Source organism: Exiguobacterium sp. s193 (assembly GCF_018618755.1).
Taxonomy (GTDB): Bacteria; Bacillota; Bacilli; order Exiguobacteriales; family Exiguobacteriaceae; genus Exiguobacterium_A.
The window spans coordinates 31,898-55,865 of record NZ_JACSMR010000007.1 but is presented as its reverse complement, the minus strand read 5'-3'; the positions used below and the strand labels follow the sequence as shown (position 1 = coordinate 55,865).

General features: G+C 48.3%; 21 protein-coding genes. 16 read left to right on the top strand and 5 right to left on the bottom strand.

What is annotated here, in order from left to right; genetic code table 11:
- Positions 1-200: 200 nt before the first annotated feature.
- From KNQ04_RS10100 to KNQ04_RS10075, 6 genes are all read left to right on the top strand, one after another.
- On the top strand, positions 201-416 hold the full coding sequence (locus KNQ04_RS10100) for a hypothetical protein (RefSeq protein WP_214850344.1): 216 nt from the start codon (positions 201-203) through the stop codon (positions 414-416).
- A gap of 194 nt (positions 417-610) precedes the next feature.
- The gene (locus tag KNQ04_RS10095; protein WP_214850341.1) at positions 611-1,345 is read left to right on the top strand and encodes a nuclease-related domain-containing protein; all 735 of its coding nucleotides are present in this window, start codon (positions 611-613) and stop codon (positions 1,343-1,345) included.
- A gap of 46 nt (positions 1,346-1,391) precedes the next feature.
- On the top strand, positions 1,392-3,047 hold the full coding sequence (locus KNQ04_RS10090; RefSeq protein WP_214850338.1) for a M3 family oligoendopeptidase: 1,656 nt from the start codon (positions 1,392-1,394) through the stop codon (positions 3,045-3,047).
- A 30-nt stretch (positions 3,048-3,077) separates the two neighbouring features.
- Entirely contained in the window at positions 3,078-3,680 is a 603-nt protein-coding gene (locus KNQ04_RS10085) for a VanZ family protein (protein ID WP_214850335.1), read from the top strand.
- Between the two features lie 65 nt (positions 3,681-3,745).
- Positions 3,746-4,168, top strand: a complete 423-nt coding sequence (locus KNQ04_RS10080) for a MarR family winged helix-turn-helix transcriptional regulator (protein ID WP_029333448.1) — start codon at positions 3,746-3,748, stop codon at positions 4,166-4,168.
- Positions 4,169-4,240: 72 nt separating this feature from the next.
- Positions 4,241-5,269 carry an ABC transporter permease gene (locus KNQ04_RS10075; protein WP_214850333.1) on the top strand — a complete coding sequence of 343 codons (1,029 nt, stop codon included), beginning with the start codon at positions 4,241-4,243 and terminating at the stop codon, positions 5,267-5,269.
- A gap of 43 nt (positions 5,270-5,312) precedes the next feature.
- On the opposite strand, the gene KNQ04_RS10070 is transcribed toward KNQ04_RS10075, so the two are convergent.
- Positions 5,313-5,954 (bottom strand): SDR family oxidoreductase, encoded by a 642-nt coding sequence (locus KNQ04_RS10070; protein WP_214850330.1) that lies wholly within the window; start codon positions 5,952-5,954, stop codon positions 5,313-5,315.
- Positions 5,955-6,160: 206 nt separating this feature from the next.
- Between KNQ04_RS10070 and KNQ04_RS10065 the strand changes: the two genes are divergently transcribed.
- The 3 genes from KNQ04_RS10065 (at position 6,161) to KNQ04_RS10055 (ending at position 8,784) form a co-directional block, all read left to right on the top strand.
- Entirely contained in the window at positions 6,161-6,982 is an 822-nt protein-coding gene (locus KNQ04_RS10065; protein ID WP_214850327.1) for a transporter substrate-binding domain-containing protein, read from the top strand.
- Positions 6,983-7,091: 109 nt separating this feature from the next.
- Positions 7,092-8,015 (top strand): ATP-binding cassette domain-containing protein, encoded by a 924-nt coding sequence (locus tag KNQ04_RS10060; RefSeq protein ID WP_483299248.1) that lies wholly within the window; start codon positions 7,092-7,094, stop codon positions 8,013-8,015.
- A 1-nt stretch (position 8,016) separates the two neighbouring features.
- Positions 8,017-8,784 (top strand): ABC transporter permease, encoded by a 768-nt coding sequence (locus tag KNQ04_RS10055; RefSeq protein ID WP_214850323.1) that lies wholly within the window; start codon positions 8,017-8,019, stop codon positions 8,782-8,784.
- A gap of 52 nt (positions 8,785-8,836) precedes the next feature.
- Here KNQ04_RS10055 and KNQ04_RS10050 read toward each other — a convergent pair whose 3' ends face one another.
- From KNQ04_RS10050 to KNQ04_RS10035, 4 genes are all read right to left on the bottom strand, one after another.
- A complete protein-coding gene (locus KNQ04_RS10050) occupies positions 8,837-9,712 on the bottom strand; it encodes a hypothetical protein (protein ID WP_214850321.1) in 876 nt (291 codons plus the stop codon).
- Between the two features lie 59 nt (positions 9,713-9,771).
- Positions 9,772-10,365 carry an undecaprenyl phosphate transporter UptA gene (gene uptA / locus KNQ04_RS10045; protein ID WP_214850319.1) on the bottom strand — a complete coding sequence of 198 codons (594 nt, stop codon included), beginning with the start codon at positions 10,363-10,365 and terminating at the stop codon, positions 9,772-9,774.
- Positions 10,366-10,471: 106 nt separating this feature from the next.
- A complete protein-coding gene (locus KNQ04_RS10040) occupies positions 10,472-11,794 on the bottom strand; it encodes a Na+/H+ antiporter family protein (protein ID WP_214850317.1) in 1,323 nt (440 codons plus the stop codon).
- A gap of 449 nt (positions 11,795-12,243) precedes the next feature.
- Positions 12,244-12,795 (bottom strand): beta-class carbonic anhydrase, encoded by a 552-nt coding sequence (locus KNQ04_RS10035; protein WP_214850315.1) that lies wholly within the window; start codon positions 12,793-12,795, stop codon positions 12,244-12,246.
- 331 nt (positions 12,796-13,126) lie between these two features.
- Here KNQ04_RS10035 and adhE point away from each other — a divergent pair, with 331 nt between their 5' ends.
- The 7 genes from adhE to KNQ04_RS10000 all read left to right on the top strand — a co-directional run bounded on the left by adhE (position 13,127) and on the right by KNQ04_RS10000 (position 23,905).
- On the top strand, positions 13,127-15,721 hold the full coding sequence (adhE, locus tag KNQ04_RS10030; protein WP_214850313.1) for a bifunctional acetaldehyde-CoA/alcohol dehydrogenase: 2,595 nt from the start codon (positions 13,127-13,129) through the stop codon (positions 15,719-15,721).
- A gap of 246 nt (positions 15,722-15,967) precedes the next feature.
- Positions 15,968-17,383: a hypothetical protein gene (locus KNQ04_RS10025; RefSeq protein ID WP_214850310.1), complete on the top strand. Its 1,416-nt coding sequence runs from the start codon at positions 15,968-15,970 to the stop codon at positions 17,381-17,383.
- A 209-nt stretch (positions 17,384-17,592) separates the two neighbouring features.
- Complete coding sequence (locus KNQ04_RS10020; RefSeq protein ID WP_214850307.1) at positions 17,593-20,310, top strand: bifunctional 2',3'-cyclic-nucleotide 2'-phosphodiesterase/3'-nucleotidase; 2,718 nt, start codon at positions 17,593-17,595, stop codon at positions 20,308-20,310.
- A gap of 84 nt (positions 20,311-20,394) precedes the next feature.
- Positions 20,395-20,910 (top strand): GrpB family protein, encoded by a 516-nt coding sequence (locus KNQ04_RS10015; RefSeq protein ID WP_214850304.1) that lies wholly within the window; start codon positions 20,395-20,397, stop codon positions 20,908-20,910.
- The gene (locus KNQ04_RS10010) at positions 20,903-21,349 is read left to right on the top strand and encodes a DinB family protein (protein ID WP_214850302.1); all 447 of its coding nucleotides are present in this window, start codon (positions 20,903-20,905) and stop codon (positions 21,347-21,349) included. Before KNQ04_RS10015 ends, KNQ04_RS10010 begins: the two co-directional genes overlap by 8 nt.
- A 12-nt stretch (positions 21,350-21,361) precedes the next feature.
- Complete coding sequence (locus tag KNQ04_RS10005; RefSeq protein WP_214850300.1) at positions 21,362-22,231, top strand: alpha/beta fold hydrolase; 870 nt, start codon at positions 21,362-21,364, stop codon at positions 22,229-22,231.
- Between the two features lie 555 nt (positions 22,232-22,786).
- Positions 22,787-23,905: a GTP-binding protein gene (locus tag KNQ04_RS10000; RefSeq protein ID WP_214850292.1), complete on the top strand. Its 1,119-nt coding sequence runs from the start codon at positions 22,787-22,789 to the stop codon at positions 23,903-23,905.
- Positions 23,906-23,968: the final 63 nt, after the last annotated feature.

Genomic DNA, 23,968 nt, shown 5'->3' with positions numbered 1-23,968 from the left:
TTAAAAAGACTCGTCCGGATTTAACACGAACATTCATAAGCTTATAAGATTGGTCAAGTTTTGACGTATAAGGAAGTCTATTATTTGCTTGGAAAGAATCAATCATGTTGTCATTTTTGGATATTTTTGTAACAATGGATAGGTTGAAGAAAGTAATCGCTAATACGTTTGACTGACAGATCGAAGAAGGGAAGAATGACATGGATTTAATCTTCATGATGAAGGAACGGCTCGGTTTGTTTGCATTTTTATTCGCATTCCTGCTCCTGAACGCCCTGCTCCTCGTGGCGATTTGGAAAGTAAAAGTTCAGCTGCCAAAACCGTTGTTGCTCCTGTTGACGATGTGTTGTACGTTGTTCATCTTTGCGACGATTGGTTTCATCGTCAGTACATTGTCATTCGGGTACAATTCGTAAAAGTAAACTACATCTCCATCCGAGCCGTGAACAGACCAGACGACTTCTTCAGGACATGAGGAAGGTGTCTGGTTTTTTTGTCTAGTATAGCGATTAGAAAACGAGCAAACAACAAATAGTGGAAATTTGATGAAATTATGATTATTCTTAGTAAGTGGTAAATAAAGGTTTTTTGAATGAAGGGAATGAAAAAAGTGGAAGAGCTCATTGAATCATTAATTCCGTTGTTGCTCCTCATAGGTGGTGTCCTGTTCATTGGTTTCTTCGTGACGCTCGGTAGTCTGTATTATTTCCGGCACCGTTCGTTTGAAGGCAGTACCTACAAACAAATGACGCAAGAACGTTTCCTCAAAGCGGTCCGTGACAAAGGACTGTGGGGCGAGTATTTGACGACACGCGAGTTGGATAAAGTCGACGGGTATGGAAAATTTGTCATCAATACATATGTGCCAAAAGCACGGGGAACAGGCTTGACGGAAATCGACGTCACGTTCATTCATGAGAGCGGGATTTACGTCCTCGAATCGAAAAACTACAGCGGCTGGATTTTCGGGAAAGAAGCGGACCGCCAGTGGACACAGATGTTCAAGAATCGGTTCAAGCAAAAATTCTACAACCCGATCAAACAAAATGAACAGCACTTGAAGAGTCTTCAAAAGCTTTTGTCCGGTACGGTGGACGAAGCGGTTTTCAAGTCACTGATCGTCTTCAGTGAACGGTGTGAATTGAAGAAAATCACGGTCGATTCGAGCCATGTCCATGTCATCAAACGGAATGAGTTACGCCGGACCATCAAGAAACTGGCGACGGTTAATCGTTTGACACCAGCACAAGTCGATATCGTTTACGGGCAGCTCAAGCAACGGTCGCAAGTCGACCAAACGATTAAAGACGCGCATATCGAGTCGATAAAATCGTTTACGTCGTAAGTAACTGTATACATTCTGAATTTGTAAGTGAGGGAGATTGCTTTTGATGAAAGATGCCTTGAGCGCACTTGAAACTGGTTATACAAGATTGATGAAAGAAGACGAGTCGGATGGTTTGGATATCGAAACTTTTCTTGAGCGTCATTCAAAACTCATTGATACATACGAAGAGCTGATTACCAAAAAGTACATTGCTTTTCAACGAGATACTGCAAACCAACTGTATGAAGAAGAACTGGATTTTGTGCAAACTAAGATAAAGCCGTTATTGTCGAAGTTTAAGCATGAAATGGATCAGAAGACTTTACAGTATATCGGAGATAAACCGGACTACACCAGACTGCGAGAGAAACTGAAAAGCAAACAGAATAGTTATTCGGAATCTAATACAGCAGTCCGTCTAGAAGAAGATCAACTCGTAAATCAATACTTAAAAATTACAGGTGGATTAACTTCACCGTCCAATCAAAATCAGGATTTGAGCGACTTGTACAGTTCTTTATACGACAAAAACGAAGACGTTCGAGAGCGTGCATTTCGTAATATAGCACTTGCTTATAGTCAAATTGAACAAGACGTTAACCTGATTTTTGATCGACTCATTAACTTGCGGATAAAAAAAGCTGACAATGTAGGCTTAAATGCGTTTTCTGAATATGCATTTGCTGAGCTCGGACGAACAGATTATACACAAGAAAAGTGTAAGGAAATCGCTGGAGCGATTAAACAGCACTTCCTGCCGATTAAAGAGAAGCTACAAAGAGAACAGGAAAATTACTTAGGAAAGAAACACCTTTCACCTTGGGATAGCAAAGTGTCACCTTACTCTGACATAACGCATGTTTACGGTGATTCAGAAGACGTATTACTAGAAACGGTTGGCAATATCTTAAGAAAAATTGATCCGTACTTTTACACCGTCTTCAATGCGTTACACCGTAAAGAAAACTTTGATTTAAAACCTAGAGCGAATAAAGCACCGGGCGGGTTTTCAGAATTTCTCCCGGCTTCTCGTGAATCCTTTATATTTATGAATATGACAGGGACATTTGATGATCTTGTTATTTTCATGCATGAAATCGGTCACGCCATCCACCATGATTTAATCAAGGACATTCCGTTCAGTGAAGACAAGCGAATTACGATGGAAGTGGCAGAGTTTGCTGCGATGTCGTTAGAGCTGCTCTCAATGGAACACTGGAATCTCGCTGTCACTGATCAGTTCTCGCTTTATCAAGCTAAACTGGAACACTTGAGATTAATCGTCGAATTTCTTCCTCAAACCATCATCGTGGATCAGTTTCAAGACTGGGTCTATCATCATCCTGCTCACAGCCATGAAGAGCGAAGAAAAAAATTCGAGTCGCTCACCGACATGTATGATACGGGTGTCGTTGATTGGGGGACTGTATCAGCATGGAAAGGGCAAGAGTGGATGAGTGTCATCCATATTTTCGAAACACCGTTTTATTATATCGAGTATGCGATTGCTCAAATTGCTGCGCTCCAGCTGTACATGCACTATAAAAAAGACCCGATGGAGACGCTAGAGCGATTCAAACGGGCTTTGGCGATGGGCAGCAGTCGTTCCGTTACAGAAATTTATGAGCTTGCCGGTGTCAAATTTGATTTTTCTGAAGCGACGTTACGTCCTTTGACACAGTTCATTACGAGTGAATTAGAAGCAATTCATCCTGAATGAAAAACCATTTAAGAAAGGACTACCTTTTGCATGCTAACCTTTGAACTTCCTTGTTTTTTGATGATTACAATCTGTTTACTTATTCTTTCTTACCGCGTTAGACAAGGTAAAACATCAGGACGACGCTTTAGTTACTGGATGATATTTTCCGTGTATCTTGCCGGCGTCGTGGCAGTTACGTTATTCCCATTACCCGTTCAACGAAGCTTGATTGATGATGTAATTCGTGAACAGTATGGAGAACAGCATAACTTCATTCCGTTCAAATTGCTGTTTGATACGGTAGTGTCAGGACAAGGCAAAGTTTTTTTGATCCAGGTCATGGGAAATGTCCTTTTGTTTGTACCGTTAGGAATCTTTGTATTAGTTCTTTATCCGAGGATGAAGCGACGGAACGTCATCTTGCTTGGGTTGTTGATGAGTATAGGCATTGAATCGACACAAGCGATTACGGGTCTGTTCATCGGCTACAACTACCGAAGTTTTGACGTCGATGATTTGTGGTTGAACGTATTAGGGACGATGCTTGGTGTGCTAATCATATCTGGATTTTTGAAAAGGATCCGTTCCGCGCAACAGAAAAATAGAAACATCGACGATTCAAGAAATGTCATTGACAACTCCTCTTCCTGACCAGTATAGTGAGTAAGTCGAAATAATAAGTAGTGCAACTATTTATCGGAAAGAAGGGGAAGCATGTGAAGGAAGTCGATTGGTCGCTTGGAATGCACTTGTCGCGCAGCTATCACTCATTTAAACGGGCGGCGACGAAGCGGATGGACGTGCATGGTCTGACACCGGAACAATTCTCCGTTTTAAGTGAACTGCATAAGCAAGAGGGAGTGTCCCAGAAGCAGTTAGCGCTCGTGACGGAACGGGATCAAACAACCGTCGGGAAGATTCTTGATAAGCTTGTCAAAAAAGGTTTCGTCATGCGAACGTCTGACCCGAGAGATCGCCGTGCCTTCATTCTTTTGACAACAAAAGAAGGTGTCCGCGTCCTGGAATCCCTTGAACCGACGCTTGATGCGTTGCAAGCGGAAGCGTTTCAGGGGCTGACGAAAACGGAGATTGAACACTTCATTCGGACGCTTGAAACCATTCACAAAAATGTGACGTGAGTGGTTTTCTTTTTCGGCTAAATAGTTGCACATGCTATTATAAGTAATGCATATAAAAAGGGGATACAAAAAATGAAGACAATGAAAGACGTATTTGCAATCACACAAACGAAAGTCGGGCTGATGTTCGCCCTCGTCGTACCGGTTCTCTTCCTCGTCGTCTGGATGACAGGGTACCAAGGTGCGACGGAACGACTTGATCAATTACGCGTCGCGGTCGTGGCGGATCAAGGCTCAGCAGACTTCTATCAACAGTTCAAAGCTGAAAGTCCATTTACCGTCTCGCAAGTCAATTCAACAGAAGCCGGACTGAAGCAACTTGACCAGGGCGACGTCGAAATGGTACTCGTCGCCGACTTGACGAATGAACAGCACTTGACTTTCCACGTCAACCAGGCCAATGCAGAGTTCGCAAATGGAATCCTGAAGCAAGGGGCAGGACAAATCGTCAACCAACTGAATGGAGACGTCCCGTTCACATCCGATATCATCATCGAACACCACGTGTCAGATTTCTCGACGTCGATGTTACCGATCATCCTCGGCTTCGTCATTTACATCGCGGTCATGACGATGGGGATTCAGTTTAATCTCGTTACACAAATTCTTCAGAAGCAACATCAAAAGTGGTCGCTCTTTTGGAGTAAACAACTGTTGCATGGCATCGTCCTCGTCGTCGTGCCACTTGTCATGGTGACGATTGCCTTCTTGTTCTCGGATAGTGCAGCTTCATTTTTTAAAGTCTGGGCATTTCAAGTCTTATTGACGGCAACTTGTATCAGTGTCACGCAAATGAACTTTGCGATCTTTGGACCGATCGCGCCGCTCGTCAACGTCGCCTTGATTCCGTTCCAGTTGATGACGGCAGGGAATATCGTGCCACCATCGATGCTCGCTCCGTTCTATCAGTCGATTGGACATGTTCTCCCCGTACCGAATGCCGTCGCAGGACTGACACGTTTACTTTACTTTGATGGGGATATTTCGCAGTATGTGTTGCGTCTGTCCATCATCTTACTCGTGACGCTAGTCGTCACCTTGATCGTGACGGCGATCCGTCGCGATCAAGCACACATCGTTGAAGTGAAACACGCGTCATGAAAAAACGAGCGACCTCCGGAATCGGGGTCGCTCGCTTTTCGTTTTATGCAAATACGTCGGCGATCGGTGTATCGCCTTCGAGGAGTGTGATTGTTTGACGGGATGCGGCTTCTTGTCCGATTGAAGCGACGATGACGGCTGCGACATCTTCGCGGGCAATCGATTTTGTATCCGCATCAGATGGATCGGTCGTCACGGCACCTGTGCCGGTTTCGTCCGATAAACCGCCGGGACGTAAAATCGTATAGTTGAGTTTACTGTCACGTAACAACCGGTCGGCGTAGTGTTTTGCGACATAATACGGTTTCATGCTGTCCGACCATGTATCTGGCGAATCGGCGTTCAAGGCACTGACCATGATGAATTGTTTCGCTTCTTGTTGCTCTGCTGCCGCAATCGATTTTGCAGCACCGTCTAAGTCGATTAACATCGTCTTATCGGCACCGGTGTGTCCACCGGATCCTGCCGTGAAGATGACGACGTCGCTATCTCCGAGTGCGTCCTGGATCGATGCCATGTTCTGTTCGAGATCAAGCAGAACAGGTGTCAGTCCAAGTGCTTCAAAGTCTGAAAATTGATCAGGTGACCGTAGACCGACACGGACTTCATGAGTCGAGTCACTCAATTGTTTGGCGACGTGCCGTCCTACTTTCCCGTTCGCTCCGATAATGAATACTTTACTCATTTTCCATTCCTCCATTTCGCTAGTTGATTCTTTCTTAGTATGAAAGAAACGTGTCATTGAATGCAATCGAGAGGACTTCGGGACACGTAGCGACAAAAGAGATTTGACGAAATAATCAAAAAAATCTTGGATAACATAAAACAATATGATACTGTTTTGAGTATTACACAGAAAAAAGTGTCAGACAGAGAGAGGAAGCGAGCAGAGTGAATAAAAGAGGATTAGCACTTGGAGGAAGTCTGTTGCTTTCCGGTCTTTTGGCAGCAACACGATTAAAAGATGTCACCGGTTCACTCAGTGTGGGGAAACAAAACGTCTTCATGACGAAAAAGATTGTCGTCGGGACGACCGGAGATTATAAACCGTTTACGTACTTGAATCGTCAATCGAATCAATATGAAGGGTTTGACATCGACGTCATCTGCTCGTTTGCTAAGACAGCTGGACTGGAAGTCGAATTCGTCCCTACGACATGGGGGACGCTGACACGTGATTTACGTGCCGGGAAATTCCATATGGTCGTTGGCGGCGTCACGAAGAACATCGAACGGGAAATCGTCGGCGACTTCACAAAAAGCTATTTATCGTTCCAAAAGACACCTCTTGTCCGTGCTTCCGATCTTGATGTATTGACGTCGATTGCAGAGATCAATCGTCCGGATGTGACAATTGGCTTGAATCCGGGCGGCACAAATGAACAGTTTGTCCGGCAGACGTTTGATCAGGCGCATATCGTCATGTATGCGGATAATTTGGCAATTCCGGCAGCGGTCGCGACAGGAGAAGTCGATGTCATGATCACGGATACCGTCGAAGCGATTTATTACGCATCGCTCGATGGGCGGTTAGGTGCCCCGAAGATTACGGAAAAATGGATTCCGGCCGAAAAAAGTTACCTCATTCAAGATCGGCAAACGGAAGTTTTGGATGTCATGAACCTTTGGATGAACTCCTACGAAGGAAAACAACGGATTGAACAATTAAAAGACAAGTGGTGTGTCGCTTCGGTCGCACACGACGTAGTATAGAGAATCAAAGCTACGGGCAAATCCATTTGGGGTTTGCCCGTTGTTGTGCTTCAAAAGGGGGTAAAGGTAATCAAGCAACGTACAGATAGTCTTAGCGCAGAAAGGACGGATGACCGTGATTGAAGTAGAGCAGTTGACGAAGGAGTACAACGGGAAAAAAGTAGTCGACCAGATTTCGTTTCATGTGAAAAAAGGAGAGATTTTTGCCTTTCTTGGACCGAATGGTGCCGGCAAGTCGACGACGGTCCAAATGCTGACGACGCTGATTGCCGTCTCGTCCGGGCACGCGACGATCAATCAATATGATATCGAACGAGATCAAAAAAACGTCCGGCTTCAGATTGGCGTTGCCTTGCAGGAAACAGGTATCGATAATGATTTGACGGGGCAGGAGTTGCTCGTGCTACAAGGAAAGCTGTTCGGTTTTTCCCAGGAGAAGGCAGTCGAACGGGCAGATGAATTGTTGGAGCTTGTCGGTTTAGCAGCAGATGGAAAACGCCGGTCCGGGACGTATTCCGGCGGGATGAAGCGACGGCTTGACTTGGCACTGACGCTCGTTCACCAACCGACCGTCCTGTTTCTTGATGAACCGACGACCGGTCTTGATCCGGCAAGCCGGTTACAGATTTGGACGGAAGTCCGTCGGCTAAATGAAGAATACGGAACGACGATTTTCTTGACGACACAATACTTGGAAGAAGCGGATCAGTTGGCTGACCGGATTGCGATCATCAATGACGGCAAGTTGATTGCGGAAGGAACAGCGGCAGAACTGAAAGCGATGAACGGAGCTGAACGGATTGAAGTCGTTCTTGAAGACGAATCCGCCAGTGAAGCGTTTCGAGCGGCATTTTTCGGACGGATTGAAAAAGAGACGGTTCTCCTACAGTCAGAAGGAACAGAGACACTCAAACAGGTCGTCCGCTATTTGGATGATCATCAGCTGGCAGCGCGATCGCTTGTCGTCAAACAGCCGTCACTCGATGATGTCTTTATTCAGTTGACTGGTCAAGCGTACAAGGAGGACAAGTGATATGTGGCGGGAAACCTTGATTTTGACAAAACGCAGTTTACTCGTGACGTTGCGCAATCCGTTCTCATTCATTCCGAACTTAATCATCAGCGTTTTTTTCCTACTCGTCTATACGAGCGGGTTGTCCGGTATCTCGAGTCTGCCCCAGTTCGGTGGCGTCGATTATTTGAACTTCATTTTGCCGGTCTCGATCGTCTCCGGCGCGGTCGGCGGGGCAGGGGGTGCCGGGCAGGCGCTTGTCAAAGATATCGAGAGCGGTTACTTCGCCCGGTTGTTACTGACACCGGTCTCTCGGACAGCCATCGTCCTCGGACCGATGCTTGCCGGAATGTTACAACTGTTCGTCCAGACGTTGTTAATCTTCGGCATGGGTTTTTTGCTCGGATTATCGATTCCAGCCGGTGCTGCTGGATTTTTCTTGACGATCATCCTTGCGCTCGGCTTCGGACTCGCCTTTGCCGGCTATTCGGTCGGAGTCGCCTTGAAAACCCGGAATGCCCAAGCAGCGCAAGCCGGTACATTACTGTTTTTCCCGCTGATTTTCTTATCGACGACGTTCGTTCCAAAAGAGTTGATTGAAGCGGAATGGTTAAAGATCGCTGCGACAATCAATCCGACGACGTATATCATGGAAGGCATGCGGGCGGTCTTACTGCGAAGTACGATTGATTGGACGGCATTTTTACAAGGGCTCGCCGTCGCCCTCGTCCTCAGTCTCGCGATGGTTGTATTTGCTGCACTCAACGCGCGGGGCGCATTAAAAAAATAATAAAAATGCACCTTGGATTTGAACGGGAAAAAGCGTTCGAATCCAAGGTGCTTCATTTGTTTTCAAAACTTGAATCATTTAAATGCCCTGTATAAAGACGTGTCTCCGTCGTTAGGACGATTTGATTTTTGCGCATCTTGATGGTCCCGGATAAAAGCTCGTCCTGCTCTGACATAAAGGTCATCCGTCCTTGTTCGATATACTGTTTTCCTTGTTGCTGTAAGACGAAGGTGTGCTCGTTATCGGTCGTGACGAGGTAATCCTTGTAAACGGCGAAGTCCGAAAACTGACGTTTCGGTGCCGCGAACGACTGGCTTGACGTTTCTTGAAGGCGGACGACCCGATAATCGGAATAATAGAAAAACCAGACATCATCTGAATTGACGACGTTTAGGGCATAACAGTCATCAATCGGATGCTCCTTATTTTTGAAGACGACGTGACCTTTATCGTCAAAGGCGACGAGACCGAACGAACCTAAAGAATTCGTCGCTGCATCAGCGTAAACCCCTTCATCAAAGTAACTGACCCAAATGTGGTCCTGCTCATCGACTTGAACGTTTTGAATGCCGTCATCGAGACAGTAACTATCAAGTAGGTGACCGACCTGATCATAAATGAAGGCATTCGGTAGCCAGGAACCGTCGACATCATCATCACAGCGTGAAGCAACGAGCAGGATGCGGCCGTCAGAAAATGATTCAACATAACTGAAATCGACTTCTTCTTGCGCAATGATGATGGTCGTCCGCCATTGATTTTGAATACGGTGGACGTGTAAAACGGGACGCTTCCGTTTTTCGTCATAAATTTGTTCGACGAGCAAAAGATCACCGTCGCACGCCAGTCCGGTCGCAACATGTTTCCCGCGAATGTGCGAGGCGGTGACGCGATCTAAATGCATCGTTACCGTTTTGGAAGTCTCCAATCCGAATCACTCCTTTTGAAAAACAGCCTGCCGCTTCAGGCAGACTGTCAGCATATAATTTAGGTGGTGCGTTGACGTTTTTTGAGAACGACATAAAGAACGATCATGACGACGGCGGCGATTAAAATTCCATTCGTATAAGGGGCGGCGACTTCTTTGATGGAGCGCCAATTTGTTCCGAGTGTTTCACCGAGGTAGAGGAATAAAATTGACCACGGAATGATGGCGAGGATCGTGTAGACAGAAAACTTGGTCTGATCCATCTTCGCGAGACCAGCAGGAATCGAGATGGCATGGCGGACGACCGGGATGAACCGTGCGCCGAAGATGACACCTTGGCCGTACTTGACGAACCAGCGTTCTGCAAGATCGAGATGGTGCTCTGTGATCAGTAGATATTTACCATACTTCAAGATGAGCGGACGACCGCCGTAGCGGGCAAACCAATACAGAAACAGTTGGGAGAACAATCCGCCGATGACGGCTGCGACGACCGCAAGTGGCCAGCCGATCGTCCCTTGAGAAATCATGTACCCACCATATGATAAAACAATCTCACTCGGAATGATTTCAATCATCAGACCGAGGGCGATGCCGAAATAACCTAAATCAGCTAAATATAATAAAACGGTATTGACGACGCTAGATAACACGTTTCACACTCCTTTAGTTGCACTTCATTCCTTCATTTTAGAGAAGTCCGGTCGAAATGGGAAGAAAAAAATCACCCCGTCAGGAAAAACGAGGTGATTTCCTTCATTAAAGAATGACGGCGGCGATCGTACCGAAAATCAGTAACGGTAAGTTGTAGTGCAAGAACGTCGGAATGACGGTCTCACGCATGTGATCGTGTTGTCCGTCGGCATTCAGTCCGCTCGTCGGTCCGAGTGTTGAATCACTCGCCGGACTACCGGCGTCACCGAGTGCACCGGCTGTCCCGATGATGGCGATCGTCGCTTCGAGACTAAAGCCATACTGGATGCAAAGCGGGACGAAAATCGCGGCGATGACGGGAATCGTCGAGAAACTTGAACCGATGCCGACCGTGACGAGGAGTCCGATCGATAACATGACGAAAGCGGCGACGAGCTGTGAATCGCCCATCAAGGCTTTTGAGTTTTCGACGAGCGGGGCGATATCGCCCGTCTCGCGTAAGACGTTTGAGAAGCCGTTTGCTGAAATCATGACGAATCCGATGAACGACATCATCCGCATGCCACGTGTGATGACATCATCTGCTTCACTGAAGCGCACGAGCCGTAACACGAGGAAGAGGAGGAGACCGGTCGTAGCGGCGATGATCATTGATTCCGTTGTCAATTGGACGACAAGTGTCGCGATGACGACGAGGGCGCTCAAAAATAATTTTGATTTTGTGATGACCGGAACTTCGTAATCATCCGGTGCGATGTTACGCATTTCGTATTCACGTGGCTTCCGGTAATTGTATAACCCGAGCAATAGACCGAAGACCATTCCGAGTGCCGGAATCGCCATCGCTTTGATGACGGAAGCACCAGCGATGTCCATGCCGTTTTCTTTTAAATTCGGCAACAGAATTTGGTTGAGGTAGATGTCACCGAATCCGATCGGTAAGAACATATACGGAGTGACGAGACCAAATGTCATGATGATTGCCATCCGGCGGCGATCAATCTTCAAGTCATTGAACAGCCCGAGTAACGGCGGAATGATGATTGGAATAAAAGCGATGTGAATCGGCAAGACGTTTTGGGAACTGATCGCAAGTAATAAAATCGCAAACATGATGAACCCTTTTAACTTCTTGACGGACGCCGCATCGGCACTACCTTTTGAGCGGGCAATCAAACTGTGCGCAAGCGCGTCCGGCAGCCCGGTTTTTGACAAGGCGACGGCGAACGCACCGAGCAAGGCATAACTGAGGGCAATTTCTGCTCCTGCTCCAAGGCCACCCGAAAAACTCTCGATTGTCTTCGTTAAGCCGAGACCACCGAGCAAACCACCGACGATGGCACTGATGACCATCGCGAGGACGATGTGGACACGGAAGATGGCTAAGACAAATAATAAAATAACGGCTAAAACAACAGCATTAAACATAACTTTAAAACCACGCTTTCTTTTGGTATCACTGTACTATACTAAAGTATCATACAGACCGTTCTTTTTGCTGTCAAGAAAAAAACAAAAAAAGGCACGACCGCTGTCGGTCGTGCCTCCAGACTGTAGACAACGTGCTATCGGGAGATCAAGCATCTTTTTTCGTTGCTTTCCTCGGGCGAGGCGCAAGCCGTTGCTCCTTCGTCCTCACGGACAACGAGCAGGGTCTTGCCTGCCTCTAAAAGTGCGTTAAAAACGCACTTTTCCCCGCAGGAGTCAACGAAAGGTGACGCTTTTTAGGTAACACTATGACGGAAAGTCAGTCATGCAGACGGTTTGGGACGCAATCCGTCTCGATATCGCATGCTCATGCTTCATAAGAGTTTGTCTACAGCCTGAAAGCACGACCAGTGTCGGTCGTGCCTCCTTTCTACTATATAAAGACAGGTTTAGCCATCGACGCGGTCGAGTTTCCCTGTGCCGGGGTCGATGACGAGTCCGTGGACGTTCGTGCCTGGTGGTAATAAAGGATGGTTTTTAATCAAACCAACGGAATGACCGACGTTCTCTTCGACTGACGTGAATCCACGTAACCATTGTTTCAAGTCGACACCGGATGCTTCGAGTGTCTGCAAGACTTGCGGATTGATACCGCGTCCTTCCATCTCGGCAATCATGTTTGCCGGATCGATCGTACTCATGCCACAGTCGTGGTGACCGATGACGATGACTTCTTCCGCCCCGAGTGCGTACAAGGCGACGAGGATCGAACGCATGACGGAACCGAACGGATGCGAGAGGACGGCCCCGGCATTTTTGATGATTTTTGCATCACCGTTTTTGAGACCGAGCGCGTGGGGGAGGAGTTCCGTCAAGCGGGCATCCATACACGTTAAGATAACGACCTTTTTATCGGGGAATTTATCCGAGATGAATTGTTCGTATTGTTTTTCTTCGACGAATTGTTCGTTGAACGCAAGCATTTGATTGACGATTGTCATGAAATTTCCTCCTTCAAACAAATAAATATGTATCCTTCATTAGAGTACACGATGTTTGTTTGGTCAGACAAGTCCAGAAAATTAGGATTGTGATAAATCTCACAGGAGGCGGTTTAAGGAAGGAGTCCTTCCCTGGGAACACCTTTTAAGAATGAGAGCGTTTTCAGCGGTGTGAAATAGTTCACAGGATGGTCATGCACAAATCTCAAAAAAGGCGGTATGATTGATTTGTGAAGGAAAGCACAAACTATTGAATATCAGCTTGGCATTCCTAACATCTAGTAGGGAAATGCAGACTCAGATTCGTTCCAAAATAGGGAGGAAACCTAACATGGCTGTCAAAGAAAAAATCAAACAAGACGTATCACCTGTCGAACAATCCATCAATCAAATCGTCGCGAAAGGTCAAACGGCACTTCAAGAATTACTGACATTTGATCAAACAAAAATCGATACAATCGTCCGGGACATGGCGCTCGCCGGTCTTGAACGTCACGTTGAACTGGCGCGACTCGCCGTTGAAGAAACAGGACGTGGTGTCTTTGAAGATAAAATGATTAAAAACATGTTTGCGACGGAATATATCTATAATAGTCTCCGTGAGGAAAAAACGGTCGGTATCTTAGAAGAAGATGTTCAAAACGGTATCACGTACATCGCGGAACCGGTCGGTGTCGTCTGTGGCGTCACACCTGTGACGAATCCGACATCAACGACGATGTTCAAAGCGTTGATTGCAATTAAAACACGTAACCCGATCGTGTTCGCGTTCCATCCATCCGCTCAAAACTGTTCACTCGAAGCAGCAAAAACATTACGCGACGCGGCCGTCAAAGCCGGTGCACCCCGTGACTGCATCCAGTGGGTCGAACAACCGTCACTCGAAGCAACAAAAGTTTTGATGAACCACACGGATATTGCAATGGTCCTCGCGACAGGCGGAGCCGGCATGGTCAAATCAGCCTATTCAACAGGTAAACCGGCACTCGGTGTCGGACCGGGGAACGTCCCGTGCTACATCGAAAAAACAGCAAAAATCAAACGTGCCGTCAGCGATCTCGTCCTCTCAAAAACGTTTGATAATGGCATGATTTGTGCATCGGAACAAGCGGTCATCGTCGATCAAGAAATCTACGCGGAAGTCCGGGCAGAGATGGAAGCACTCGGCTGCTACTTCTGTACGCCGGACGAGAAAAAACGTCTCGAAGCGCTTGTCATCAAAACCGATACATGTGCCGTCAATGCTGACATCGTCGGAAAACCGGCAACCTGGATCGCAGCAAAAGCCGGCATCGACGTCCCGAGCAACACCGTCATGCTCGTCGCAGAGCTTGAAAAAGTCGGCTCAGAAGAACCACTCTCTCATGAAAAATTAAGTCCGGTCCTCGGTGCGTATAGCGTCCAATCAACGGAAGACGCGTTCCATGTCGCGGAACGGATGCTTGAAATCGGTGGACTTGGTCACACGGCGGTCATCCACACGACGAATGACGACTTGATGACAGCGTTTGGTCTCCGGATGAAAGCTTGCCGGATTCTCGTCAACAGTCCGTCGGCTCACGGTGGGATTGGTGACCTGTACAACGAATTGACACCATCGCTGACACTCGGTTGCGGTTCATACGGGAAAAACTCGGTTTCTGAAAACGTAACGGCGAAACATCTACTCAATGTCAAAAAGGTGGCGAGACGACGCGTGAACATGCAGTGGTTTAAAGTACCGGAAAAGATTTTCTTTGAAAAAAATTCAGTCCAATACTTGAAATCGATTCAAAATGTCTCACGGGCGTTGATCGTCACTGATCAAGCGATGGTTGAGTTCGGCTATGCCGACAAAGTCATCCGTAACTTGCCGGCAGGCGTCAGTTACCGGATCTTCGACCAAGTCGAACCGGATCCATCGGTAACAACCGTCCAAGTCGGTGCGCAAGCGATGCGTGATTTTAAACCGGACTTGATTATTGCCCTCGGTGGCGGATCAGCGATGGATGCTGCGAAAGGGATGTGGCTCTTCTACGAGCAACCGAACGAAACGTTCTCGAACTTACGTCAAAAATTCCTCGATATCCGGAAACGGGCCTATAAATTCCCGGCGCTCGGTAACAAAGCGAAGTTCGTCGCGATTCCGACGACATCCGGTACAGGCTCTGAAGTGACACCATTCACCGTCATCACGGACAAAGAGAAAAACGTCAAGTATCCGATTGCTGATTATGCGTTAACACCAGACGTCGCGATCATCGATCCGGAATTCGTCATGACGGTCCCGGCATCGATTACGGCTGACACCGGAATGGACGTCCTGACCCATGCGACGGAAGCATTCGTCTCGGTCCTTGCGAACGACTATACGGATGGACTGGCATTAAAAGCGATCAAGATGATCTTTGAGTACTTGCCACGTGCTTATGCAAATGGATCAGACGCCGAAGCACGCGAAAAAGTTCACAATGCCTCAACGATGGCCGGCATGGCGTTCGCCAATGCCTTCCTCGGGATCAACCACTCGATCGCGCACAAAATCGGTGGGGAGTTCCACACGCCACACGGTCGGACGAATGCGATTCTGATGCCACACGTCATCCGCTACAATGCGGCGAAACCGACGAAACTCGCTTCGTTCCCGAAATATGAATCATTCATCGCCGATGAACGGTACGCGGAAATCGCCCGTTACCTCGGACTTCCGGCAGCGACGACGGAACAAGGTGTCGAGTCCTTGATCCAAGCGATCACAGAACTCGGACAACAGTTGAACATCAAAATGTCATTCAAAGCCCAAGGCATCAAAAAAGCCGACTTTGAAGCGAAACTCGACAAGATGGCCGTCGATGCGTTCGAAGATCAATGTACGACAGCGAATCCGAAAATGCCGCTTGTGACGGAACTGCGCCACATCATGGAACTTGCCTACGAAGGTGTGTAAGAGAGAAAACAATCATGGCAATAAAAGAGCCTTGCTTCCGGTCGACGGAGGCAAGGCTTTCGTCTGGAGGGAAAGCAGTAAACAGTAATAGTCCTGACGCGTCGGGACATATGAATCAATTGCAGCCGGTAGGGTGTCACTGCATGAATGACGATCTGGTTTTGTTATTTTTGCAGGATTCGTTTTCAAATCACCTGGAACAGGAATAACAATACAAACACTCTAATTAAATTGGGAGGTGCTTGTATGGAGCGCAGACAACAGCGAAAGGAACGCTCGCATATGTTACGCAACATCCTGTTCGGCGTTTTACTCGCCTGTGTCGGCTTTCTTGTCCTGTTTGGTGTGATGACCATCCTTGTCCAACAAGTTGAAGGCTCTGCCGATTATCAATCGTTCGTCGAACTGATGCAGCGGGCTGACGTGTCATGGACGACGCTCGAATTGACGCTCGTATTCTTACTTTTTTTCATCAGCGGCATCGACGTCGCGTTACCGGAAGCCGTCAAAGAGGGTGGCATCAACCAACTCCTTGGTGCAAACGATGCCGGGAACATCTTGTCGATTTTCGGGATTGACCTTAACCAAGTTTTAGAACCGTTGACGTTTCGCGCCGTTTACGGCAGTCCTTTTTTATCCGTCTTCGGAATCGGTCTGTTCCTGATTTTATTTTTAATCTTACGGATTGGTGCCACACGCGTGACGTGGACGATTCGGACAGTCAGCTTTTTAGCAGCAAGTCTCGTGTTATACGCTTTTACGCTCAACACGGCGCTCGGGATTGAGGTTTTGACGATTCGTCAAGCGACCGTCTGGAACGGAATCTTTATGTTACTTTTCCTGGCCGGTCTGTTTTATCTAGCGTTTTATCCACGGCAATTGTCCGGCATGACAGCGGCTGCCCGTGCCGCGATCGTCATCCTGCTCGTCGCAAGCAGTGTCCAGCTGTACTTTACGGTGACGGATGAAACGAAATACAGCGGTGATGCCTCGGCCCGGACGTGGTTGACCGTGTCGAGTCTGAACGCGGGCAGTGACGGCTGGTATGACTTGATGCACGGCAGTCAAGTGACCTATAAGGCGAATGTCCTCGGCGCAAAATTGAATGTGCCAGTGACGTTCTTGAATGGCGAGACTGACGTGACACGATTGAAACAGTCGATTGATGACGTCGTCAACCGAATCGACGCCGAGCATGTCACGAATCAATTGCTGACCGTCATCGGTGGCGAACGGCCTGATTTATCGGATACCCGGCTGACGCTCGATGCGGTCGATTATGGCACGGCACGGAATGTCGTCCTCGCGATGGATGCCAGATCGGCCGGTCAACCGGCTGTTGCTGATCAAGTCGAACAGGACAAACCGTTTCCATTTTGGCTGTTTCTGTTTGTCCCGATTATCGTTTATATCCTCGTCAGCATCCGTGCCTTTAGACGGTTATATGATCCTGTCCTGTTTGCCGTGACGACCGGGTTGATCAGCTGGTTCATCTGTTCGCTGACGGGCACGTCATTTGCACTCTTGTGGCAAGACGACGCCCTCGTCAGCTTGAGCCAGGAGACGGCGGTAGTTACAACGGTTCTTTACGCTTCAGTCCTGGCACTGATTGCCGGTTTCATAGGGTTTGCGATTAAACGACAACGCCCGGTTGATAGATGAAGGATGACCGTTTCCCGTAAGTTCGGGGAGCGGTTTTTTTTTCGAAATAACGGTTTTGTAAAAGTGTAAAGCCGTTGTAAACCCAATTTGTGGAATTAGTTAAGAAGGTTAAATAAGACGGATGTCCGACCTATTCAAAGAGGCTATAAGCTACAATGAAAGCGTGTTAAATTAATTGAGCAGTCATTTATTTCTTAGGGGGAAACCAGATGAAACAGGCTACAAAAATTATTATCGCTACCACGTTGATCGCACCGATGTTAGCACCGGTCATCCAAGTCAAAACACTTGCAGCAGATGACAGTGTCGTCAAACTACGTTTTCTAGAAACAACGGATTTACATACGAACTCGATGAACTACGATTACTTCAAAGACGCGCAAGATGAGTCGATTGGTCTTGTCAAAGCAGCGACGGTCATCAAACAGCAACAGAACGTCGTCGGCGAAGCCAACAGCTTCCTGTTCGATAACGGGGATACTCTTCAAGGCACACCGTTCGGGGATTATGTCAAAAATCAGTACGATAAAGGCAACAAAGGCAAACACCCGATGTATGAATTAATGGAATACCTCGGTTACGACGCGGTCACACTCGGCAACCACGAGTTCAACTTCGGACTCGACTTCCTGAAGTCGGCGATGAGTGCTTCTAGCGGCTCGATCAAGTTCGTCAACTCGAATGTTCTCGACGCTGTGACGAAAAAACCAATCGTCTCGGACTACAATAAAGATGGCAAAGACTATCAAATCATTGAACGTCAAGTGATGGACCAGAACAATCAACCGAAAACAGTCAAAGTCGGCGTCTTCGGTGTCGTCACGCCACAAATCATGGCATGGGATGCCGGGAACTTAACGGGGAAAGTAACGGCGGAAGATATCATTCCGACGGCTAAAGCAACAGCGAAAAAATTAAAAGATGCCGGCGCAGATGTTGTCGTCGCGCTCGCACATACAGGAATCGGGGATACGATCGACCAAAAAGACGGCGATGAAAACGTCGGCTATGCGTTATCAAAAATTGCCGACATCGATGTCTTGATGACCGGTCACCAACACGGAAAGTTCCCGGACGCGACATCGGCCTTCAATAAATTACCGAACGTCGATGCAGAAAAAGGGCTCATCAACGGGAAACCGGTCGTCATGGCGAACACACAAGGGAAAAATGTCGGTGTCATCGACCTGCAATTAAAACAAGTCGACGGCAAGTGGACAGTCGATACAGCCGGAGCGAAACTTGCTGATGTCACGAAAGAGACGGTCGCTGATGCAGGTGCTGTCAAGCTGATCGAGAAAGCACATCAAGGAACACTCGAGTACATCCGTCAGGAAGTCGGAACGATCAATGACGACATCCAAAGCTTCTTTGCGCTCGTCCAAGATGATGACTCGGTCCAGTTCGTTACGAATGCACAAAAATGGTACGTCGAGAAACAACTTAAAGAAAATGCGGAACTCGCGAAATATAAAGATTTGCCACTCTTATCTGCCGGTGCCCCATTTAAAACAGGCGGGCGGAATCAAGTCAACGCGGCAGATTATACGTTGATTAAAAAAGGTCCGATTGCACTGAAAAACGTCGCTGATCTGTATGTCTATCCGAACACGCTTGAAGTCGTCAAAGTCACAGGGGCTGACGTTAAGAACTGGCTCGAAATGTCTGCCGGTCAATTCAATGAAGTATCAGGCGAACAAACAGACTTGTTAAACAAAGATTTCCGCAGTTACAACTTCGATATCCTCGACGGTCTGACGTACGAAATCGACATCACGAAACCGGCAAAGTATGACTACAACGGTGTTGTCGTCAAAGAGGACGCGAACCGCGTTCAAAACATCAAGTATCAAGGTAAGGAAATCACGGATGAACAAGAATTCCTTGTTGCGACAAACAACTATCGTGCCGGCAGCGCCACGTTCCCGGGTCTTGGCGGCGGGAAGAACATCGTCTACAAGTCAGCGTACGAAACACGGAACGTCATCTCAGACTTCATCCAGTCAAAACAACCGGTTGATTATAAAGCTGATGCGAACTGGTCACTTGTCGCGAGCAAACCGATGACGGTCAACTTCGATTCGGCAGAAGCAGCAGCAAACTACACGAACCGCTACGAAGGCATCACGAACACAGGCGTGACACGTGCCGGTGAAACAGGAACGTTCCTGAAGTTCGAAATGAACGTGCCGATGAAAAACTTCAACGTTAGCGTCGCAACCGTCAAACCGGGAGCGAAAGTCGTCACGGGAACAGCCGTTGCCGGAGCGAAGATTACAGTAAAACATGGAGAAACGGTACTCGGAACGGCGACTGCTGACGAAACAGGGAAGTATTCCGTAACAGTTCGTCCGGTGAAGCTCCGTGACAAACTGACGGTCGTCTCGGAACTCGGATTCATGAAAAAATCAGCAACGGTCACGGTCGGAACAGGCTTCGTCGCGACACCGGCAATCGATAAAAAGTCGGCCGTCTACGGTTCGACGGTCTTGACGGGTAAAGCGACAGCAGGACTTGATGTCACGCTGTACAAAGGTTCAACGAAAATCGCCAAAGCGAAAACAACAGCGAGCGGCTTTAAGCTTCCTGTCAAAAACGGTCTGACGACAGGGACATACACAGTCAAGTCGACGGATATCTCACACAAAGTTACAAAAAAAGCATCATTCACGATTAAAAACACGTACCCGGTCAAAAAATGGACAGGTAAAAAGACGTTGACGGGCAAAGTCGAAAAACGTCAAATCGTCCGTCTGTTCGAAAAAACGAGCACCGGCTATCAATTGATTGCCCAGGACGTCGCCGACAACCACGGCAACTACGTCTTGAAAATGCGGACGGGTCTTGCGACGGGGTCTTATAAACTCAATGTCTACACAGCAAAAGATCGTCTCGATCAATCACGTTACTTCCTTACAAAAAAATAAGCAGACGAAAACGACCTCGCACGCGTGAGGTCGTTTTGTTTTGCTTAAAAAACTGGCATACTAACAGAAGAGGAGAGGGTCGTTATGAGACAAGTCATCGTTACACCGTATCAAGAAGTGTGGGGAAAAATGTTTGAGACGGAAGCGGCACGATTGCGGACGGTTTTCGGTGGGCGATTGCGTGCCGTCCATCACATCGGCAGTACATCGGTCCCGGGACTATCGGCAAAACCGATCATCGACATCTTACCGGTCGTCGATACGCTGGGTGACATTGAATCGTTTGATACGGCGATGGAAGCACTCGGTTACGAAGTGAAAGGCGAGTTCGGTATGCCGGGACGGCGCTACTACCGAAAAGGCGACGATAACCGGACACACCATATCCATCTCTATGCAGAAGGCAGTCCGGAAATCAGGCGTCATGTCGTCTTTCGCGATTACTTACGACAGCATCCGGATGAAGTCGTCGCCTATAGCGCTATCAAAGAACAACTGGCGGAGCAGTATCCGGTCGACATCGAGTCCTACATCGCCGGCAAGGATGCGTTCGTCAAAGAAATGGAACAGCGGGCGCTCGCATGGTGGTACCGTGGATGAGTGGCAGGAAGCATTACAACGGCACGTCGCCGTCGGTGTCCGGACGACCCGGGAACTGATCCAGTTGATCCGACCGGACGACTGGGAGAAGCAGCCGATTCCGGGGAAACGGTCCGTTTATGAAGTCGCCGCCCATCTTGCCGTGTTGCTCGAAGCGGATTTACGGATTGCGACCGGAGCGACAGCTTCCGAGATGGCACGGTTTTATGCCATCCCGGTGCCGCCCAATCAGCTTACCGACCGCTTGGATCAGTCGTGGCAGTATTATCAAGACCGGCTGGCGTGCGGTTTTGCGACGGAACCGACCTACTGGGGCGTCGCAGACAGTTCGTCCGGTTGGTTGATGGAAGCGGCCGTCCACTTGTATCATCACCGGTCACAATTATTTGATTACTTAAATCTGCTTGGTTATGACATTAAGTTGGATTTGTTTGAATAGGAGAGGGTTGAAATGGAACGGATTGTTGAGACAGCGGATGGACGGTTTGATACCCGCCTGACCGGAACGGGGAATGTGACGTTCATCCTCGACCACGGGATGATGTCGAGCCATCACCAGTGGGGCTGGTTACGGGGAGAGTTACTGAAACTCGGTCGGGTCTTTGAATATTCACGGCTCGGTTACGGCAAGTCGTCGCGTGGGAAAACGAAACGTTTGTTTACCCGACAAGCGGATGAACTGGAACGTGTCCTCGATTTGCTAGGCATGAGCGGACCGTTCGTCCTGATTGGTCATTCGCTTGGTGCCTACATCTCGCTCGAACTCGGCCGCCGTCGTCCGGACGAGACGGTCGGCATCGTCCTGCTCGACCCGTCGCATCCCGAAGTCGACGCGGAACTGCCGAATTGGTACGAACGGACGCAAGAGGAATGGAATCGTTTTTTATATGTTTTGAGTCACGTCCGGCCACTCGCCTGGCTGATTCCGGACAATCTGGGGGCACGGATGTTCACGAGTCTTCCGCAAGCAGACCGTGTGCCGATGTGGCGGAACATGGCACGGAAAAACCACTGGCGGGGGACGCTTGACGAATGGCAGACCGTCGAAGCCAACAATCAGCATGTTTTACAACTCGTCTCACACGTCACACCGCCAATCCTTGTGTTATCGGCTTCCGACTGGGCAGGCGGGATGCCGGAAAAATGGCTGCACCCGCAATTGACGAAGCGGATCAATGCAGCCCATGAACGGTTTGCCGAGAGTTTACCGGATGCGACGTTTCATGTGATACCGAATACGAACCATTACACGATTGCCGGTTTTTCGAAAGACGCGGCGGAAACGGTCGTTCATTTGATTCAAACGTCCTTTTTTGATTGAATAGCAGCAGTGATCCGACTCAAATGCCTTCTCATGACGGGAAGGCGCAGGCTGTAGACAACATGCCATCGGGAGATCAAGCGTCTTTTTTCGTTGTTTTCCTCGGGCGAGGCGCAAGCCGTTGCTCCTTGATCCTCACGGACAAGAAGCAGGGTCTTGCCTGCCTCTAAAAGTGCGTTATAAGCGCACTTTTCCCCGTAGGAGTCAACGAAACGCGACGCTTTTTAGATAATACCGTGAGGGAAAGCCGAGCAGGCAGACGATTTAGAGCGCAATCCGTCTCGAATCGCTTAGAACCGCGAAAATCAATCGGTTGCGACCCTGCAACTTTGTTATAGCGGCGTGACCGATTGCCGCTTTGAAGACGAGACAGAGAAGCGCGAACGGATTGTCTCTCGTTATCGCATGCTCACGCTTCTTAAGAGTTTGTCTACACGCTGTGCCTTCTCATGACGAGAAGGCGTTTTAATTTGGTTAAAAATCGGTTGACAGTCTAAATCGGAACGGTTACTATTTAAAACGTAATCATTACGATTTAAAAAGGAGACGATTTGCATGTCACGCATTCCCATCACGGTGTTGTCCGGTTATCTTGGGTCAGGTAAAACGACGGTCTTAAATCATTTGTTACATAATCGCGCAGGACGAAAGCTCGCCATCATCGTCAACGATATGAGCGAAGTCAATATCGATGCCGCCTTGATTGAGCAGGCCGGTTTTTCACGGACGGAGGAATCGTTCGTCACTTTGTCGAACGGCTGCATCTGCTGTACGCTCCGGGACGACTTGCTGCTTGAAGTCCGGCGGCTAGTCAGTCAAGGTGACCTTGACGGAATCGTCATCGAATCAAGCGGGATCTCGGAACCGATTCCTGTTGCCCAGACGTTTACCTATGTCGATGAAGACAGTCAAATCGATTTGACGGAGACGACAAAAATCAATGCGATGGTGACAGTCATCGACGGTTACCGGTTCTTGAAGGACTTCGAGTCCGGAGAGTCCTTGTTTGAGCGGCAACAGGCAGTCGGCGAGTCGGACGTCCGCGAAGTCGTCGATCTGCTCGTCGACCAGGTCGAATTCGCCGACATCATTTTGTTGAACAAGATTGACCGGTTGACGGACGAGGAAAAACAGGAAGTCATAACCTATGTAAAAGCACTCAATCCGCTCGCAAAAATCATTGAAACGACGTATGGACAGGTCGATCCGGTTGAGATTCTTGATGTCGACCTGTTTGACTTCGAACAGGCGGCGTCACGTGCCGGCTGGATTCGGGAACTGAATGCCGAGGAACACGTCCCGGAGACGGAAGAATACGGCATCCGCTCATTCGTCTACAACCGGAATGTCCCTTTTCATCCGGAGCGGTTGCTTCAGTTGATTGAGTCTTGGCCGGAAGAAGTCGTCCGGGCGAAAGGTTTCCTGTTCCTTGCGACGCGACCGGAAGTTGCCCTGTTATTTAATCAGGCCGGGTATGCGTCGAACATGGAATATGCCGGGCGGTTCGAGACGCAAGTGGACCGCCGGACGGAACTCGTCCTGATTGGGATTGGTTTTGATCAGCTCAGACTGGAAGCACAGTTTGATGCCTGTTTGGTCCAGAAAGAGGAAACCGATTGGTCACAACTTTCCGACCCGCTTCCTGGACGCGAACAATACGATGAAGTTTTTTAAATTCAGGTCAACTTTTGAAGAAATCACATCTGTGGTTTCTTTTTTTGCTATATTTTTAGAGGG